This is a genomic window from Chitinimonas naiadis (assembly GCF_054780835.1).
Window position 1 is genome coordinate 23,730 of record NZ_BAAGVO010000009.1, and the last position, 15,216, is coordinate 38,945.

Consider the following 15,216-nt stretch of genomic DNA (forward strand, 5'->3'; position numbering starts at 1 on the left):
AGTCCAGCCGCCAGTGCATGAAAAAAGGCGAGCACCGGGCTCGCCCTTCTTTACCACTACCGCCGAGCTTACTTCACCGATACGCCGGAGAAGGACATCCGGCCGAACGGGCTGATCTTGAAGTCCTGCACCTTCTTCGACATCGGCACGCTCACCACCGAGTGCGCGATAGTGCTCCAGGGCATTTCCTTCTTGAACAGTTCCTGAGCCTTCACATAGGTCTCGGTCCGTTTCTTCACGTCAGTGGTGCGCTTGCCCTTGGCGATCAGCTCATCAAAGCCCTTGTTGCACCACTGCGCGTAGTTGCCGGCACCGACTGCATCGCAGGTCAGTTGGTTTAGCCAGTTGTCCGGATCGCCATTGTCGCCGGTCCAGCCGAACATGCCGGTATCGACCTCGCCCTTCTTGGCCCGCTTGAGGTACTCACCCCACTCATAGGTCACGATGGTGGCCTTGACACCTACTTTGGCCCAATCCGCCTGGATCATCTCGGCCATCAGCTTGGCATTCGGGTTGTAAGGACGCTGTACCGGCATGGCCCAGAGGTTGACTTCCATATTGCTGACGCCTGCCTTGGCCAGTAGCGCCTTGGCCTGGACCGGGTTGTAGGCTGGGTCCTTCAGGCCCTTGTGATAGGACCACTGGGTGGGCGGCATGGGGTTGCTGGCCGCGAGGCCGGTGCCCTGGTAGACCGCTTCAAGGATGGCCTTCTTGTTAATCGCCATGTCGAGCGCCTGGCGCACTTCCAGCTTGTCCATCGGCTTGCGGGTCACATTGAAGGCCACGTAGCCGAGGTTGAAGCCTGCCTGCGACTTGATCTGGATCTTCGGGTCATCCTTGAGCGACACCAGGTCGGCCGGCTTGGGCTGGAAGGCGATATCGCACTCACCGGCCTTGAGCTTCTGCACCCGCACCGCGCTGTCGGTGGTGATGGCGAAGATCAGGTTGTCGAGTTTGGTCTCGGCCTTGTTCCAGTAATCCTTGTTGGCCGAGTAACGGATGATCGCGTCCTTCTGGTAGCTCTTGAGCACGAAAGGCCCGGTCCCGATCGGTGCGCTGGCGATCTGTGCCGGCTTGCCGGCCTTGAGTAGGAAGTCGGCGTACTCGGCCGAATGAATGGACGCAAAGCCCATCGCCAAGTCGGCCAGCAGGGCGGCATCAACATTCTTGAGCGTGAACTTCACGGTCAGCGGATTCACCGCCTCGACCTTCAGCAGGTTGCTCTCCAGGCCCATGCTGGTAAAGAACGGAAACTCGGCCGGATAGGCCTTGCGGTACGGGTGCTCCTTGTTGCCCATGCGCTCGAAGGTGAACACCACGTCGTCGGCATTGAAGTCACGGCTGGGCTTAAAGCTCTCGTTGCTGTGGAACTTCACGCCCTTGCGCAGGAAGAAAGTGTAGCTGAGCCCATCCGGGCTGATCTCCCAGCGCTCGGCCAGGCCCGGTACCACGGCCGTCGCGCCACGCTCGAACTCGACCAGGCGGTTGAACACCGGCTGGGAGGACGCGTCGAAATCGGTACCGGCAGTTAGCTGGCCAGGGTCGAAGCCGGCCGGGCTGCCTTCCGAGCAATACTTGAGCGTCGTGGCGGCCTGGGTAGAGGCTGCCGCAAAGGCAAATGCGCCGGCGATAGCCGCGCAGGAGAGCGTTTTACGCAACATGGGGTCGTTCCTTGTTAGCACCGCATGGGAATGGGGATCAGTACGCGGCGCATTCTGGCGCGAGCCGCGATGCAAGGAAAGCCTTCCAGGCGCGCATGTCGCGTTTGTGGAAAAGACCGGCATGAATGCAACAAGGCCACCCGAGGGTGGCCTTGTCCATGCCTTGCGACCAAACGGTCAACGCTTGCGCAGGACGACGCTGCCGACCGAATAACCCGCGCCGAAACTGGAGATGACCCCCAGCTCACCCTGAGCCAGCTCGCCATGCAGATGGAAGGCGATGATGGAGCCGGCGCTCGAGGTATTGGCGTAACGATCCAGGATCACCGGGGCCTCTTCCAGCGTGGCTTCGCGCTCCAGCAGCCGCTTGGCGATCAACTGGTTCATGCTCAGGTTGGCCTGGTGCAGCCAGTAGCGCTTCACGTCGGTGGGCTGCAGTTCGAGGCTGCCCAGATGGCTGGCGATATGCTCGGCCACCATGGGGCAAACCTCCTTGAATACCTTGCGTCCCTCCTGCACGAACAGCTTGTCGCGCAGGTCGCCGGTCTTGTCCTCGGCCCGGTTCAGGAAACCCGCATTGTTGCGGATATTGTTGGAGAACACCGTCGCGAGCCGGGTGCCCAGCACCTCGTAGCCGCTGACCTTGGCCAGGTCCGCGCGTTCCACCACGACCGCCGTCGCCACGTCGCCAAAGATGAAATGGCAGTCGCGGTCGCGCCATTCGAGGTGGGCCGAACAGATTTCCGGGTTCACCATCAGTACTGCGCGAGCGTTACCGAGCTTGACCGCATTGGCTGCCTGCTCGATCCCGAAGGTCGCGCTGGAGCAGGCTACGTTCATGTCGAAGGCCCAACCCTGGATGCCCAGGGCCTGCTGCACTTCGATCGCCATGGCAGGATAGGCGCGCTGCATATTGCTGGCGGCACAGATCACGCCATCGATCTCGTCCACCGAACGGCCGGCGCGCTGCAGCGCATCGCGCGCAGCGGCAACCGCCATCTCGGCCATGATCGACAAGGCCTCGTTGCCACGCGGTTCGATACGCGGACACATCCGTTCCGGGTCCAGTATCCCTTCCTTGTCCACCACGTAGCGCTGCTTGATACCGGACGCTTTTTCGATAAATTCGACCGAGCTGTCGGCCATGGCGGTCAATTCGCCGCTGGCGATGCGCTCGGCATTCGCGGCGTTCCAGCGCTGGGCATATTGATTGAAGCTGGCGACCAGCTCTTCATTACTGATCGCTTGGGGCGGCGTATACAGGCCGGTGCCGGTGATAACGGCTTGATGCATGACTAAACCTTTGACTTAAAAGGAAATTCCGCATTCGAGCAAGCGGTAGAGTGGGCGGATGATAGCAGATCACCCTATTTCACAAGCTGCTCGCCGCCGGTCGGCGGATCGATCTGGGCGAAGATCGCCGCCGCCATCGCCCCCAGTATGCCCACGCAGACGAAGGTCGAGCGGAACACCCACAATAGCTCACCCTCAGCAAAGTATTTGCCGAAGGACGACAGCAAGGCGGCCGCAAATGCGACCCCCAGGCTGATCGACAACTGCATGGTCATGGACAGAAGGCTATTGCCGGCACTGGCGTCCCGCCCGCTGAGATCCTTCAGTGTCAGGGTATTCATGGCGGTGAACTGCATCGAGTTGGCGGCGCCGAACAAGGCCAGTTGCACCAGCAGCCACCAGGTCGGCATGCCTTTCCAGAACAGCGCGAAGCTCGCAATCAGCAGGCCAACCAGCACGGTGTTGATCACCAGTACCCGCCGATAGCCATAACGGGCCAGGATCTTCTCGACCACGGTCTTCATGGCGATGGCCGCCAGCGCTACCGGCATCATGGCAAGACCCGCCTGCAGGGGGCTGTAACCCAAGCCCAGCTGCAGCATCAACGGCAGCAGGAAGGGCATGGCACCGCTGCCAAGCCGGGCGAACAGATTGCCAAGCAGACCCACCGCATAGCTGCGGGTCTTGAACAGGCTGAGTTCGAACAGTGGTGCCCTGGCTCTCGCCGCATGCAGCCAGTAGGCCACCGTGGCGGTCAGCCCCGCCACCAGCAGCAAGGTGGCGTTGGCACGGGCAAAGCCGAGCTCGCCCAGCCCTTGCAGGCCCAGCGACAGCATGACCATGCCGCCGCCGAGCAGCAGGAAGCCGGTGAAGTCGAACGGTGGTCGCTCCAGGTTGATGAAGTCCGGCATGTAGCGCCGCACGGCCCACACCCCGATCACACCGATGGGCAGATTGACCAGGAAGATCCAGTGCCAGGAGGCCACCTCCACCAGCCAGCCCCCGGTCAACGGACCGATCAAGGGCCCGAGCAGGCCTGGCATGGTCACGAAGCTCAGCGCCGCCACCAGTTGCGCACCGGGGAAGACCCGCAGCACGGCGAGCCGCCCCACCGGCATCAGCAAGGCGCCGCCCAGTCCCTGTACCACCCGGGCCGCGACCAGTTGCCAAAGGGTCTGGGATTCCGCGCACAGCAGGGAGCCCAGTGCAAACAGGCCGATCGCCGCCATATAGACGCGCCGTGTACCGAAACGGTCCGCCAGCCAGCCCGAGGCCGGCATCAACAGCGCCACGGTCAGCATATAGCTGATGATCACCGACTCCATCCGCAGCGGGCTCTCACCCAGGCTCGCGGCGATGCTGGGCAACGCCGTATTGAGGATGGTGGCGTCCAGCGCCTGCATGAAAAAGCCCAGCGCCACCAGCCAGAGCAGCGGTCGGTTGTGGTCTGGGTTATTCATAGAGCGGTTCCGAAACTCGATTTGTCAGTGCACTGGCCCGCCTCTTCCACTCAGGAAGAAGGTCACCGCAGTCTACGCGCAGACACGAGCAAAAATATGTCGCAAATGCAACGGCGCCTTCCAGGCGAACCGCCCGCTATTCATGCGGGTTGGCGACGTCGACCGGAGTGGGGTTGAGGATGGGCAGCAGCGCCTTGGGATCGAGCCCGACCAGAAAACCGCGCTTGCCGCCATTGAGATAGATACGTTCCAGTTCGAGGATGCTGCGTTCGATATAGACCGGAATCGGCCTTTTTGTCCCCAGCGGCGAGGTACCGCCTACCAGGTAGCCGGTATGCTTGTTGGCGATCTCGGCCGCGCAGGGCTCGACATGCTTGCGGCCGGTCTGCCGGGCGAGGTTGCGGGTAGAGGTTTCGCAATCACCATGCATCAGCACGATCAATGGCTTCTTCGCCTCGTCTTCCATGACCAGGGTCTTGATCACGGCGTGCTCCGGGACGCCGAGCTGGCGACTGGATTCGGCCGTGCCGCCTTTCTCGATGTATTCGTACAGGTGCTCGGTAAACGCCACCTTGTACTGGCGCAATACACGGACGGCTTGGGTAACGGGGGCTTTATCCTGGCTCATGGTCTGGAATTGTAGGACGATGACCCAATATTCTGGCCATAAGGCGCTGCGGGCGCCATCCCCGGAACCTATGCTGATCGAAACCGACCGCCTGCGCCTCCGGCCGCTGGCCGAACGCGACCTTGCTACCTTCACCGCCTACCGGAACGATCCGGAGGTGGCGCACTGGCAGAGTTTCTCGCCGCCCTATCCGCAGACGGCGGCCGAAGCCCTGTTCACCGCGTGCGATGCCGGCCGCCCTTTCCTGGCCGGGGAATGGCGGCAGATCGCCATCGCCCTGCGCAGCGACGACACCCTGCTCGGTGATTGTGCGGTCTACCTGAGCAAGGACGGACGGCAAGGCGAACTCGGCATCACCCTGGCCACCGGGCACCAGGGCCGGGGCTATGCGCGGGAGGCCTTCAGTGCCTTGTTCGACTGGCTCTTCGAGAGGCATGGCCTGCACCGGCTGTACGCCAGTTGCGACCCCGCCAACCGCCCCTCGGCCCGACTACTGACCCGACTTGGCATGCGCCAGGAAGGACACAGCCGGCAAAGCCTGTGGTTCAAGGGCGGTTGGGCCGATGACCTGCAATTCGCGATCCTGGCCGAGGAATGGCGACAACAACCACGTTTCAGGACGGAATGAGCCTAATGCCCACCACGCAATTTTCTGCCGGCTTCCAGCAACTGGGCGAGCAGTTCTACAGCCAGGTCAGCGCCAGCCCGCTGCCCGACGTCGTGCTCGCCGCCTGGAACGGCGACCTCGCCGCCACGCTGGGCCTGCCTGCCGAGCCGGACACAAACTTGCTGGCCATCCTCGCCGGCAATCAGGCGCCGGCATCGCCCGCCAGCATCGCGACCGTCTATTCCGGCCACCAGTTTGGTGTCTGGGCCGGCCAGCTCGGCGACGGCCGGGCCCTGCTGCTGGGTGAGCTGAAGGGACAGGAGATCCAGCTCAAGGGGGCCGGCCCCACACCCTACTCACGCCGCGGCGATGGTCGGGCGGTACTGCGCTCCAGCATCCGTGAATACCTGTGCTCGGAGGCCATGCACGGCCTGGGTATTCCCACCACGCGGGCCCTGGCGCTGCTCGCCAGCCCGCAGCCTATCTGGCGTGAAACGCGCGAGACCGCCGCCGTCGTCACCCGCGTCGCGCCCAGCTTCCTGCGTTTTGGCCATTTCGAGCATTTCTTCTACCAGAACGATCACGCTTCGCTCAGGCTGCTTGCCGACTTCGCCATCAAGCACTACTTCCCGGCCAGTCTCGGCGCCGACAATCCCTATCAGGCCATGCTGGAAGAAGTGATCGCCCGGTCCGCGAGCCTGATCGCAGACTGGCAGGCGGTGGGCTTCTGCCATGGGGTCATGAACTCGGACAATATGTCGCTGCTCGGGCTGACGCTGGACTACGGCCCGTTCGGCTTTCTCGACGGTTTCGACGCGGGCCACATCTGCAACCACTCCGATCACGCCGGGCGCTATGCCTATGGCGAACAGCCGGAGATCGGTCTCTGGAACCTGCACTGCCTGGCGCAGGCCCTGCTGCCCCTATTGAACCGCGATGCCGCCATCGGCGCCCTGAAACGCTACCAGCCGCTGTTCGAGGAAGCCCTGACCGAGCGCTTCAGCGCCAAGCTCGGCCTGCGGCAAAGCCAGGCGGACGACTGGCAATTGCTGACCCGCCTGTTCGATCTGCTGCAGGCCGGCCGCACCGATTGGACCATCTTCTGGCGCAAGCTGAGCGATTTCGACAGCAGCCCAGGCGCCCTCAACGAAGCCGTGCGCGACCTGTTCACCGATCGCGCCGCCTTCGATGGCTGGAGCTGGGACTACAAGGCCCGCCTGGCGCAGGAAGGCAGCGTGGATGCCGAGCGGCAGGCCGCCATGCGCCGGGTCAACCCCAAGTACATCCTGCGCAACCACTTGGCCGAGAACGCCATCCGCGCCGCCAACGGTGGTGACTTCAACGAGATCGGTCGGCTGCAGGCCCTGCTGGCGCAGCCCTACGACGAGCAGCCGGGCTTCGACAGCTATGCCGGCCTGCCGCCGGACTGGGCCAACGACCTGTCCGTCAGCTGTTCATCCTAGGCAAGCCCGACGCACAGCGGCTCGACGATCAGAACACGACCTCGGCAGCCGGCAAGGCGCGGATCACCGGCCCGAAGCTGGTGAGGTCGGGCAGGGTCGCATTGTGATGCGCCCGGATCTGCGCCGCCGTGGCATGGGCCTTGTCATGGGTGGTATGGGCATCCATCGCCAGTTGCACCGGGTAACCAAGCGCCGCCGCCCGGCGAGTCGTCGTATCGACACAGAACTCGCTCGCGTAGCCGCAGACCACCAGTTGCTTCACGCCTTCCCGCTCCAGCAGCGCAGCCAACTCGGTCCTCAGGAAGGAATCCGGCGTGGTCTTGCGCACCTGATGGTCGTCAGGCGCAACCTGTAACTGGCGCTCCAGCTGCCAACCCTCGGAGCCATAAGCCAGTCGGCTTTCCGGCCGTTCGTGCAGGATATGGATCACCGGCTGGCCGGCCGCACGGGCGCGACTGGCCATGTCGTTGATGCGGGCGATGACCGCATCGGCCTCCTCCGGACGCGGCGTCTCGTCAAACAGGCCACGTTGTACGTCGATGATCAGCAGGGCTGATTTCATGCTTGCTCTCTCCTTTTGGTAGCCCAGGCCTACCGGCCTTGTTTCAGCGCGTCTTGCCTGGCCTTGAATTCGGAATCCCCGGCAAAGCGCGGGTAATCCTTGCCATCCACCAGCTCACGACCGACCTGGTACAGCAGCCCGAGATCCTGGGCGGCGCCGCGCAGGTCCCAGTCCGGCTTCACCACGTCGGACGGCTTGTGATAGTCGTTGGCGATATAGGCCTCGGCCTTCTGCTTGCCAAAGGCCGCCGGCTTGCCGATATAGTCGACACCCGCATTGGTATACAGCACCGGTATGCCCACCCGGGCGAACTCGAAGTGATCCGCCCGGTAGTACATACCGTTCTGCGGTGCCGCTTCTTCCACGACCTTGCGCCGCCAGGGTGCTGCGGCCCGGCGCAGCCTGTCGTCCATGTCCGACTGACCCAGCCCGACCACGCCGATATCCCGGGTCGGCCCAAAGCTGTTCACGATATCCATATTGATATCCGCCACCGTCTGCGCGAGGGGATACAGGGGGTGCTGGACGTAGTAGCGAGCACCCAGCAGGCCGGACTCTTCCGCCGTCGGCGCCAGGAACAGCAGGCTGCGGCCAGGCCGCTTGCCCGCCTTGGCGGCATCCTGATAGGCCCGCGCCAACTCCAGCAGACCGGCCACGCCGAGCGCGTTGTCGGCCGCACCGTGGTAGATCTGGTCGCCACTACGGCCCAGGTGATCCCAGTGCGCGCTATAGACCAGCCACTCGTCCTTGCGCTGGGGATCATTGCCGCCCAGCTTGGCCACCACATTCTGCGACTCCAGCTCGCGCAGCGTCTGCTCCAGCGTGAAGCTCGCCTGTCCGCCCAGCACGATCGGCCGGAAATCCCGTCGTAATGCGGCCAGTTTCAGCGCATCGAAATCCTGGCCACAGCCCTTGAGCAGGGACTGGGCATGATCCAGCCGCAACCAGGAACGCACCGCCAGCTCGCCGGCATTGCCATCTGCGCTGCGCACCACATAGCGCTCACGGTTCCAGCCATTCATGACCACGAACCAGCCGTAACCTGCCGGCGCCGTCTCATGGATGATGATGGCGCCGGCCGCCCCCTTGGCCGCGGCGACCTCGTATTTGTAGGTCCAGCGGCCGTAGTAGGTCATCGCCGGCCCCTTGAACTGCCTGGCATCCAGCTTGCCGGGCCGTTTGGGGTCAGGGATCGGCGGGTCGCCGATCAGCATCAGCAAGGTCTTGCCACGCACGTCGACGCCCTTGTAGTCATCCCAGCCGTATTCCGGCGCGTCGATGCCGTAACCGACAAACACCAGCTCGCTGTCCGCCGTTGCCACCTTGTCTTTCAGTTGGGTGCTGCCGGCGACATAGTCCACCGGCTCCCTAAGCTGCAGGCTCTTGCCACAGCCGCCCAGGCTAAGCGACGTCCTGGTGCTGATGCCGGCCAGCGGTACCTTCTGTACATAGCTGCCATCCGGATTGCCCGGCTCCAGTCCCAGCGCCTTGAACTGCTCGGTCAGGTAGTTGACCGTCGCGGTTTCCCCAGCCGTCCCGGGCGCCCGACCTTCGAAGGCATCCGAACTCAGCACCTGGGTATAGGCCAGCAAGGCTTCGGGTCGGATCGGCGTCTGGGGGCCGGCAGCCCATGCCTGCAGGGCTGGCAGCAAGAGCAGGACGACGCTACAGCGTAAAACGGGGTGGGACATGGAATTCCTTGGGCAACCGACCGCCAGGCGGTCGGACTGTGGTGGCGAGAGCCGTCACCGTAACGGTTCCCGGGATGCTGCAGGTCTGACGCTTCAGGGCAGGACGATACGGTTCTCCCGTACTGGCGGCCGCAACAGGAAGCCTTCCCCGGCCGTCACGCCACCTTGCTGCATGGCCGCCGTAGCCGGGCGACAGCTACCCTGGCTACGCTTGTACAGCGCCGCGGCAAACAGGCCTTCGCTGACGTCACCCAGCGGCAGGTTGAAATCATCCTTGGCCGCACAGGTAGGGGCAAAGCCGTCGGCATAGTCGCCAAAACCCTTGGCATTGCTGCCCACGAACTCGATCGGGAAGTACGAAATACCGCAGTTGTCCTTGGCGACGAAGCCATAAGGCTTGCCACAGGTCGTACTGCCGATCAGTTGCACCTCTACATCCGCGCCACGCAAGCCATTGATGATGGATTCACTGGCAGAACAGGTGGAGGCCGAGGTCAGGATATAGACGCGCGGCAGGTCCAGGCTGGGTAGCGGCTTGCTGGATGTGCAGTTGGACGATGCATTGAGCTGGCAATCCACGTTCGAGAACAGGCTACGCGAGCGGGCGGTATCGGTGGTGCGCTTGTCGTTGTACTGCAGCGTTTCAAACACCTTGCCACCGACGCGGCCGGGGCCGGCGATCATGTAGGACAGCTCGTTGGCGATGTACAGGTAGCCACCGCCGTTGTAGCGCAGGTCCAGCACCAGGTCGGTAATCTTGTCCGCCTTCAGTTGGGTCACCGCATTGATCAGTTGCTGCTCGGCCGGTGCGATATGGTCGTTGAAGGCGATATAGCCGACCTTCTGTCCGGCGACGTCGACCGACTTGCTCACCAGCACAGGCTGTCGCACCACCTTGCTGGCAAGCAGGTTGATGGCCGGCAGGACGTTTCCGGCTCGGCTCAGCACGAAGCCGTGGTTACCGCCGCTGGGGTACATGGCTGCATTCAGCGCGGCCACATCGCTGGCAGCCGCAGCATCGGCAGCGATGCCGTCGGCGCTGATCAACATGTCACCCCGCTGCACACCCGCCTGAGCCGCCGGCGAGGCGGGCTCCACATAAGCCACCCGGATGCCGCGTGGCGGCTTGCTCGCGCTGAGATACCACTCGATCCCGTAGCCCAGCGAGGTGCCGGACTGCGACAGCGCATTCCAGTCGCGGGTCGGGTAGGTAAAGCTGAACGCGTCACGTCGCTTGCCCGACGCAGTCAGGGCAGGGGTTTTCAGCGCCTCGAAATAGTTGTCGAGCGAGTTGTAGACCTGGCGGTCATCGCTGTAGGCGCTGGCATCGGCGTTAACGACGGGCACCTCCCGGTACCAGAGGTACTGCCGGTCAAAATAGTCCTGTAACCAGCGCTTTTCGTCGTTGAGGGTGCCAACCGAGGTCGCGGCCAGGGCATCCTGCCGATACGGGTTGTTGGGTGAGCAGGTCTGCGCCCGCACGCTGCTGACCGGAGGTGTCGTACCGGTGCCCGTGCCGGAACCGGTCGTGCCGCCTCCGCCACCACCGCAGGCAGCCAGCATGGTAGCCAGTGCGCAGCCACCAAATAGCCGACCCAGCGGCATCGTATTCGCGCCCTGCATGGAGCGTCGTTTGTGATTTTCCGTATGCATTACTTCCTCCTGAGACCCGCCACCAGACTCACTGCGTCGCACGCTGACACAAGACCAGTTCCAGCAGCAAAGCGGGCGAGGCTAGAGAAGAAACGCGCTAGTGGGCAACTGTTTTCTGCCGCGACGTCGGTGGGTGTGGCAAGACCGCCGGGCTAGCGTCGCCTGATCGCGACAACACCCCGAGCTCCAGCAAGGCGCGCGCCAGTTGTACCGCCGCCAATCGCACCGCGGCATCATCCAGGCCGGCGTAGCCCAGCACCAGGCCGGGGAAAGGCGGAGCGCTGCCGCAGTAGTTGCTCAGTGGCGCCGCCACCAGGCCCCGCAAGGCCAGCGCCCGGCTGATGGCCTCGTCGTCGCTACCGTCCGGTAGTCGTGCGGTCACATGCATGCCGGCCTCTCCACCCAGTAGCGGCAGAGCATCGCCCAGTTGCTCGGCCAGCGTGTCACGCAGCTTGGCCTGTCGACGGGCGTAGATGCCACGCATACGGCGCAGATGGCTGCCAAAGTGCCCCAGCGTGATGAAATCGGCCAGTGCGGCCTGGGTGATGTAGTCGCTCTCCCGATACAGCCGGGCCTGCAGCCGCCGCAGCGGATCGACCAGTTTCATGGGTGCGACCAGATAACCCAGCCGCAGCGCCGGAAACATGACCTTGCTGAAGGTGCCGAGGTAGATGACCCTGCCCACGCTGTCCAGGCCCTGCATGGCAGCGAGCGGCCGGCCCCGGTGCCGGAACTCGCTGTCGTAGTCATCCTCCACCACCCATGCGCCATGCTGGGCCGCCTCCTGCAGCAAGGCCTGCCGCCGTGCCAGGCTCAGCACATGCCCCAGCGGGTATTGATGGGAGGGCGTGACATAGATCAGTCGTGGCGACGGTAGCGGGCATCCCTGCCAGGCCAGCCCCTCTTCATCAAGTGGTACGCCGTGGATCGCCAGGCTCGCAGCCTGCCAGGCCCGCCGCGCCCCCAGGTAGCCGGGCTCCTCGATCCACGCCACATCGCCAGGGTCGGCCAGCGTCTGGGCAATCAGGCCCAGGCTTTGCTGCATGCCGCCGGTGATCAGTATCTGGTCCGGCAGGCAGTTCACGCCGCGCGACAGGCGCAGATAATCGGCCAGCGCGGCCTTGAGCGCAGCATGACCGCCTTCGTTGCGATAGTCGTAGTCATCCGGGCTGGCCCGCCGTTGCCGCGCCAGCAGCAACTTGTGCCAGATATGCCAGGGAAACGCCGCCAGATCCGGTTGGCCAGGGACAAAGGCGTTACCCGACACGGTCAGGCGACGCGTCTCCTTGCCCAACAGTTGCCGGCCTCGGGCAGACAGGCCCGGCGAGGCTTCACCCTGCCCATCCGGCACCACAGGCAAGGGACATGGGTCCGGCAGCTTGCCGGCGACGAAGGTGCCCGCCCCGCTGCGGCTGACGCAATAACCCTCGGCGCACAGCTGCTCGTAGGCATGCAGCACGGTATTGCGAGCCACGGCCAGCTCCGTCGCCAAGGTACGGCTGGGTGGCAGCGCTCGTCCATGCGTCAGGCGCCCTTGCAGGATGGCCGAGCGCAAGGCTCGATAGAGCTGGCGATTGATCGGCTCCGTTGCGGCACGATCCAGCTGCCGCTGCAGATACTCCTGCAAGGCCACGAAATTGGTTCCTTCAATCTTGCTCATATCGGCACCATCAATGGGACTGCCCGTGATTTACGCTTAGCCTTCTTTCACAGTCAACCGTTTACTGCACCATGGACAGCTACTCACAGACCGACCTGACCCGCATCCGCCGGATCGCCAACTATGCCAACTATGACCGGCCCACGGTGCAGGCCATCATCGATGCCGGCTGGATCTGCCAGATCGCCTTTGCCGTGGACGGCCAGGCCCACTGCCTGCCCACCGCCCACTGGCGTGTCGGCGACACCCTCTACATCCACGGCAGCAACGGCAGCCGCCTGCTCAAGGCACTGGCCAACGGCGCTGCCGCCTGCGTCTGCATCGCCCATGTGGACGGCTTGGTCCTGGCCCGCTCGGCGTTCAACCATTCCATGAACTATCGCTCGGTCATGATCTATGGCCAGTTCCGGGTGGTGAATGACGACGCCGAGAAGTGGCAGTCGCTCGATACCTTCATGGACAAGATCGAGCCTGGCCGACGCCATCAGGTGCGCGGGGCCGATGCCAACGAGTTTGCCGCCACGACCGTGCTCGCACTGGAGATCGTGCAGGCTGTCGCCAAGATCCGCACCGGCCCGCCAGAGGATGACGAAGCCGATCTGGGCATCGATGTCTGGGCAGGGGAATGGCCCATCGAAACCCGCTTTGGCACCCCCATACAGCATCACGCCGAACCCGTGCCCGCCTGATCAGGCCGGCGCCCCATACCGACCGGAGCTACGCCATGGATACCCGCTACGCCCAGACAGAGTTGACCCGTGTACGCCGCATGGCCGCGCGGGCCAACTATGACCGCGCCACCGTACAGGCCATCATCGACGCCGGCTGGATCTGCCAGGTCGCCTTTGCGGTGGATGGCCAGGCTCACTGCCTGCCCACAGCGCATTGGCGTATCGAGGACACGCTGTATATCCATGGCAGCAACGGCAGTCGCCTGCTCAAGGCGCTGGCGAGTGGCGCGGCAGCTTGTGTCTGTATCGCGCAGGTGGACGGCCTCGTGCTCGCGCGCTCGGCCTTCCACCACTCCATGAACTATCGCTCTGCCATGGTGTACGGTCAGTTCCGGGTCGTCGCGGACGATGCCGAGAAGTGGCAATCGCTGGACGCTTTCATGGACAAGATCGCGCCCGGACGGCGTGAAGCGGTCCGCATGCCGGACGCCAGCGAATTCGCCGCCACGACCGTACTGGCGCTGGATATCGTCGAGGCCGTCGCCAAGATACGCACCGGCCCGCCCAAGGACGACGAGGCCGACATGGCCATACCTGTCTGGGCCGGTGTACGTCCTATCGAAACCCGCTTTGGCGCCCCCATCCCCGACCCGGCCATGGCAACATGAAACCCTCATCGCCCACCAGGCGCAGGAGTGCCTAAGCCCATGTACCAGCCCGCCCACTTCAGCGAGCAGCGCACCGAGCTGTTGCAAGCGCTGATTCACGACTTTCCGCTGGCTACCGTGATGATGATCGGCCCGTCCGGGATAGAGGCCAATCCGGTCCCCTTGCTGCTCGACCCGAGCCGGGGCCCGCACGGTACCCTGATCGGCCATGTCGCCGCCGCCAACCCCTTGCTGGCGCTGGCAGGCCAGGAGGCCACGGTGCAGTTTCACGGCCCGGATGCCTACATCTCGCCGGGCTGGTATCCCTCCAAACAGGCACATGGCAAGGTCGTCCCGACCTGGAACTACGCGCTGGTGGAAGGCCGTGGCAAGCTGAACCTCTTTCGCGAACCAGAACAGTTGCATGCCATCCTGGACACGCTGACCCGCCGTTTCGAGGCTGGCCAGGCAGAACCCTGGCACATCGACCATGCCCCGGCTGACTACCTGGCACAGCTGTACCGGGCCATCGTCGGCATCGAGATTCCGCTGGACAGCCTGATGGGGAAATTCAAGCTGAGCCAGAACCGGCCCCTGCCCGACTACGCCGGCACGCTTGTCGGCCTGGCAGCCAGCGGCGCACCACGCGAACAGGCTACCGCCGACTGGATGCAACGCACCCGGCCGCTCGCGGAAAAAGCCGGATAAGCAAAGTTCAGGGCAATAAAGCTGAGGCCAGGATCAAGGCCAGTACCACACCCACCGTGAGGCCGCGTCGCAAGTGCAACAGCCAACGAGGGAACAGGCTGGGGTAGCGGAACGCGAGGCTGTAGTCGATCAGGTTCTGCGCCAGAAAACCCGCCATCAGCAAGGCCAGTCCCTTGCTGGTCGGCAGCAGCAGGGCCAGCCAGCCCACCAGGGCCGCCAGCACGCTGAAGGCATAGAAACGTCCCACCGGCGTGCCCGGTGGCGCATGCACAACCAGCCCCCACCAGATCGCGCCGACAAAACTCAGTACCAGGGCCGCATAGATCGCCATCGCATTGAGTGGAATCATCGGATGGTGAGCCCAGCCTAGCGCCGCAACCAGCAGGCAGCCATAGAAGGGCAGCAGGCCAGCCACGCCCAGCCAAAGCGCCGGGGCAGGAATGGAATGTGCAGTGCGCATGAGTAACTCGCTTTCAGAAGGATCGGACCCCGCCGTGGGAACAAAGGGGCCG

General features: G+C 64.0%; 14 protein-coding genes. 5 read left to right on the forward strand and 9 right to left on the reverse strand.

Features of this window, described 5'->3' with window-relative positions; genetic code table 11:
- Nucleotides 1-68: 68 nt before the first annotated feature.
- The 4 genes from ACYVHK_RS23265 to ACYVHK_RS23280 all read right to left on the reverse strand — a co-directional run bounded on the left by ACYVHK_RS23265 (nt 69) and on the right by ACYVHK_RS23280 (nt 5,042).
- Nucleotides 69-1,661 carry an ABC transporter substrate-binding protein gene (locus ACYVHK_RS23265; RefSeq protein ID WP_460537175.1) on the reverse strand — a complete coding sequence of 531 codons (1,593 nt, stop codon included), beginning with the start codon at nt 1,659-1,661 and terminating at the stop codon, nt 69-71.
- A gap of 177 nt (nt 1,662-1,838) precedes the next feature.
- On the reverse strand, nt 1,839-2,954 hold the full coding sequence (locus ACYVHK_RS23270) for a ketoacyl-ACP synthase III (protein ID WP_460537177.1): 1,116 nt from the start codon (nt 2,952-2,954) through the stop codon (nt 1,839-1,841).
- 74 nt (nt 2,955-3,028) lie between these two features.
- A complete protein-coding gene (mdtD, locus tag ACYVHK_RS23275; protein WP_460537179.1) occupies nt 3,029-4,414 on the reverse strand; it encodes an MFS transporter in 1,386 nt (461 codons plus the stop codon).
- Nucleotides 4,415-4,550: 136 nt separating this feature from the next.
- A complete protein-coding gene (locus ACYVHK_RS23280) occupies nt 4,551-5,042 on the reverse strand; it encodes an aminoacyl-tRNA deacylase (protein ID WP_460537181.1) in 492 nt (163 codons plus the stop codon).
- Between the two features lie 19 nt (nt 5,043-5,061).
- Between ACYVHK_RS23280 and ACYVHK_RS23285 the strand changes: the two genes are divergently transcribed.
- Both ACYVHK_RS23285 and ACYVHK_RS23290 read left to right on the forward strand, forming a co-directional pair.
- Nucleotides 5,062-5,670, forward strand: coding sequence for a GNAT family N-acetyltransferase (locus ACYVHK_RS23285; protein WP_460537183.1), 609 nt, complete (start codon nt 5,062-5,064; stop codon nt 5,668-5,670).
- Nucleotides 5,667-7,112, forward strand: a complete 1,446-nt coding sequence (locus ACYVHK_RS23290) for a protein adenylyltransferase SelO (RefSeq protein ID WP_460537185.1) — start codon at nt 5,667-5,669, stop codon at nt 7,110-7,112. The genes ACYVHK_RS23285 and ACYVHK_RS23290 overlap by 4 nt, the downstream gene beginning before the upstream one ends.
- A gap of 28 nt (nt 7,113-7,140) precedes the next feature.
- Here the strand turns inward: ACYVHK_RS23290 and ACYVHK_RS23295 are convergent, their stop codons facing one another.
- From ACYVHK_RS23295 to pdxR, 4 genes are all read right to left on the reverse strand, one after another.
- Nucleotides 7,141-7,674, reverse strand: coding sequence for a cysteine hydrolase family protein (locus ACYVHK_RS23295; protein WP_460537187.1), 534 nt, complete (start codon nt 7,672-7,674; stop codon nt 7,141-7,143).
- Nucleotides 7,675-7,703: 29 nt separating this feature from the next.
- Nucleotides 7,704-9,365 carry a M28 family peptidase gene (locus ACYVHK_RS23300; RefSeq protein WP_460537189.1) on the reverse strand — a complete coding sequence of 554 codons (1,662 nt, stop codon included), beginning with the start codon at nt 9,363-9,365 and terminating at the stop codon, nt 7,704-7,706.
- 93 nt (nt 9,366-9,458) lie between these two features.
- A complete protein-coding gene (locus ACYVHK_RS23305) occupies nt 9,459-11,018 on the reverse strand; it encodes a S41 family peptidase (RefSeq protein WP_460537191.1) in 1,560 nt (519 codons plus the stop codon).
- Nucleotides 11,019-11,115: 97 nt separating this feature from the next.
- Nucleotides 11,116-12,678 carry an aminotransferase-like domain-containing protein gene (gene pdxR, locus ACYVHK_RS23310; protein WP_460537193.1) on the reverse strand — a complete coding sequence of 521 codons (1,563 nt, stop codon included), beginning with the start codon at nt 12,676-12,678 and terminating at the stop codon, nt 11,116-11,118.
- Between the two features lie 71 nt (nt 12,679-12,749).
- On the opposite strand from pdxR, the gene ACYVHK_RS23315 reads away from it, so the two are divergent.
- The 3 genes from ACYVHK_RS23315 to ACYVHK_RS23325 are packed head-to-tail and all read left to right on the forward strand — an operon-like array spanning nt 12,750 to nt 14,704.
- Complete coding sequence (locus ACYVHK_RS23315) at nt 12,750-13,367, forward strand: pyridoxamine 5'-phosphate oxidase family protein (RefSeq protein ID WP_460537195.1); 618 nt, start codon at nt 12,750-12,752, stop codon at nt 13,365-13,367.
- A 35-nt stretch (nt 13,368-13,402) separates the two neighbouring features.
- Nucleotides 13,403-14,017, forward strand: coding sequence for a pyridoxamine 5'-phosphate oxidase family protein (locus tag ACYVHK_RS23320; RefSeq protein ID WP_460537197.1), 615 nt, complete (start codon nt 13,403-13,405; stop codon nt 14,015-14,017).
- 39 nt (nt 14,018-14,056) lie between these two features.
- Entirely contained in the window at nt 14,057-14,704 is a 648-nt protein-coding gene (locus tag ACYVHK_RS23325; RefSeq protein ID WP_460537199.1) for an FMN-binding negative transcriptional regulator, read from the forward strand.
- A gap of 7 nt (nt 14,705-14,711) precedes the next feature.
- Here ACYVHK_RS23325 and ACYVHK_RS23330 read toward each other — a convergent pair whose 3' ends face one another.
- On the reverse strand, nt 14,712-15,164 hold the full coding sequence (locus ACYVHK_RS23330) for a DUF3429 domain-containing protein (RefSeq protein ID WP_460537201.1): 453 nt from the start codon (nt 15,162-15,164) through the stop codon (nt 14,712-14,714).
- Nucleotides 15,165-15,216: the final 52 nt, after the last annotated feature.

Excerpts from the sequence above, each read along its gene's own strand:
- ACYVHK_RS23285 (WP_460537183.1), top strand. The coding sequence starts at position 5,062 with ATGACCCAATATTCTGGCCATAAGGCGCTGCGGGCGCCATCCCCGGAA.
- ACYVHK_RS23280 (WP_460537181.1), bottom strand. The coding sequence starts at position 5,042 with ATGAGCCAGGATAAAGCCCCCGTTACCCAAGCCGTCCGTGTATTGCGC.
- ACYVHK_RS23265 (WP_460537175.1), bottom strand. The coding sequence starts at position 1,661 with ATGTTGCGTAAAACGCTCTCCTGCGCGGCTATCGCCGGCGCATTTGCC.
- ACYVHK_RS23320 (WP_460537197.1), top strand. The coding sequence starts at position 13,403 with ATGGATACCCGCTACGCCCAGACAGAGTTGACCCGTGTACGCCGCATG.
- ACYVHK_RS23325 (WP_460537199.1), top strand. The coding sequence starts at position 14,057 with ATGTACCAGCCCGCCCACTTCAGCGAGCAGCGCACCGAGCTGTTGCAA.
- ACYVHK_RS23300 (WP_460537189.1), bottom strand. The coding sequence starts at position 9,365 with ATGTCCCACCCCGTTTTACGCTGTAGCGTCGTCCTGCTCTTGCTGCCA.
- ACYVHK_RS23330 (WP_460537201.1), bottom strand. The coding sequence starts at position 15,164 with ATGCGCACTGCACATTCCATTCCTGCCCCGGCGCTTTGGCTGGGCGTG.
- pdxR (WP_460537193.1), bottom strand. The coding sequence starts at position 12,678 with ATGAGCAAGATTGAAGGAACCAATTTCGTGGCCTTGCAGGAGTATCTG.
- ACYVHK_RS23295 (WP_460537187.1), bottom strand. The coding sequence starts at position 7,674 with ATGAAATCAGCCCTGCTGATCATCGACGTACAACGTGGCCTGTTTGAC.
- ACYVHK_RS23315 (WP_460537195.1), top strand. The coding sequence starts at position 12,750 with ATGGACAGCTACTCACAGACCGACCTGACCCGCATCCGCCGGATCGCC.
- ACYVHK_RS23305 (WP_460537191.1), bottom strand. The coding sequence starts at position 11,018 with ATGCATACGGAAAATCACAAACGACGCTCCATGCAGGGCGCGAATACG.
- ACYVHK_RS23270 (WP_460537177.1), bottom strand. The coding sequence starts at position 2,954 with ATGCATCAAGCCGTTATCACCGGCACCGGCCTGTATACGCCGCCCCAA.
- mdtD (WP_460537179.1), bottom strand. The coding sequence starts at position 4,414 with ATGAATAACCCAGACCACAACCGACCGCTGCTCTGGCTGGTGGCGCTG.
- ACYVHK_RS23290 (WP_460537185.1), top strand. The coding sequence starts at position 5,667 with ATGAGCCTAATGCCCACCACGCAATTTTCTGCCGGCTTCCAGCAACTG.